This window comes from Streptomyces sp. NPDC007095 (assembly GCF_040634475.1).
Classification (GTDB): Bacteria; Actinomycetota; Actinomycetes; order Streptomycetales; family Streptomycetaceae; genus Streptomyces.
On sequence record NZ_JBEYFS010000529.1, the window covers coordinates 1 to 1303 of the forward strand.

Sequence of the window (1303 nt, forward strand, 5' to 3'; positions counted from 1 at the left end):
GCCGGCCGTGCCGATGAAGCGCGTGTGGGCGACCGCCTGTTCCGGATCTGCCGCATCGAGCGGATGGTCCGCTGCGGGCCCGACGGACCGGAACCGCCACGCCCCTCGGACCAGGACGAGTACGGCCCGACGAAGATGCACCCGACCATGGACGAGGACGGCACTCTCCACTACGACGACTGAACCGGCCAGGCAGCCCCCGCCACCCAGTGGGTGCCGGACAGCAGGACAGTCGGGGCGGCCGCCAGATTCCCGGACCATACCGGGCTACGGCGATGTCTAGTCATGGTCGAGACCTCTGCTCACGGCCTTGCGTACATCGCGCAGGAACGGCTCGATGCCCCTTCTGCGAATGGCCTGCCGCCAGGCATCCCTGGCGGCGGCGACCTCCTCGTTCCAAGCCGAACCCACATGAGACTGCGACACGGAACCGTCGCGCAGGGCTGTCAGCAAGAGGCCGACCAGGCCCGCGAGTACGGCAGCCGCCGTGATCGCGGTGAAGACCCAGCCCATGTTCAACAACGCCGAGGCGAATGCGGGTTTCGGGCTCATCATGCCCAGCACGTAGCCGACAAGCAGGGAGATCACCGCGGCGGTTCCGGAGAGCACAGGGGCGAGGACAGCCACGACTGCGGCGGCCCCGGCACCCGACGCCTCGGCCGGGTCCGGGTCCTCGTGGAGCGCTTCGGATCCACTGAGGTTCCGGGCCCGTTCCCTCACCTCGACGTAGTGCGCGTACTCGGGCGCCGCCCTCGCCGCGATGGCTTCGCGGGCGGTGACCGCCATCGTGCGCAACTGCTCGGCGTTGAGACGTTCCGTCGCGCCGGGGGCCTCCTCGATCAGCGCCTCGTCCAGAGTGCGCTCGAAATCGGGCCGGTCCTCGGCGAGCAGAACCGGCTCGGCCGGGTGAGGGGAATGGGGATGGCCCTTGGTTTCCGGCGAGTCGGGTCGGTACGAGACCGACTCGTCGAGGACGGGTGTGCGCCGTGCGAGCGAGGCGATGAGTTGTTGCATGAACGAGTCAGCCATCACCCGCTGCTCCTTCCGCTGGGGCGGGACCCGGACCGGATCGTTGATCGAGGACAGGTTCGGGGGCGCGGGCCGCATCGGTGCCTGGGTGCGCGGTGTCCGCCGCAACACCCTGCCCGGGCTCGGCCCTCACGTCCGGTCGTGCCGCCGGCACGGCGTTTTGGCTCGCCCGCAGCATCTCGAGTTCCGCCAGCTTCCCCCCGGCCAACTGCTCCAGGACCTTGGGTGCGGCAATGCCGACGGCCATCACGCCCACCGGGCCGCCTGCCTGCCC

At 70.1% G+C, this 1303-nt stretch carries 3 protein-coding genes; 2 read left to right on the top strand and 1 reads right to left on the bottom strand.

Annotation, left to right across the window (positions count from 1 at the left end):
• A partial coding sequence (locus tag ABZ656_RS57990; protein ID WP_360280841.1) for a DUF5954 family protein occupies nt 1-183 on the top strand: 183 nt, incomplete at its 5' end.
• 96 nt (nt 184-279) lie between these two features.
• Here the strand turns inward: ABZ656_RS57990 and ABZ656_RS57995 are convergent.
• Nucleotides 280-1029 carry a hypothetical protein gene (locus ABZ656_RS57995; protein ID WP_129592091.1) on the bottom strand — a complete coding sequence of 250 codons (750 nt, stop codon included), beginning with the start codon at nt 1027-1029 and terminating at the stop codon, nt 280-282.
• On the opposite strand from ABZ656_RS57995, the gene ABZ656_RS58000 reads away from it, so the two are divergent.
• Nucleotides 1013-1303, top strand: a 291-nt coding sequence (locus ABZ656_RS58000; RefSeq protein ID WP_360280844.1) for a hypothetical protein, incomplete at its 3' end; no start/stop codon positions are given. The two genes, ABZ656_RS57995 and ABZ656_RS58000, sit on opposite strands and share 17 nt — an antisense overlap.

Excerpts from the sequence above, each read along its gene's own strand:
- ABZ656_RS57995 (WP_129592091.1), bottom strand. The coding sequence starts at position 1,029 with ATGGCTGACTCGTTCATGCAACAACTCATCGCCTCGCTCGCACGGCGC.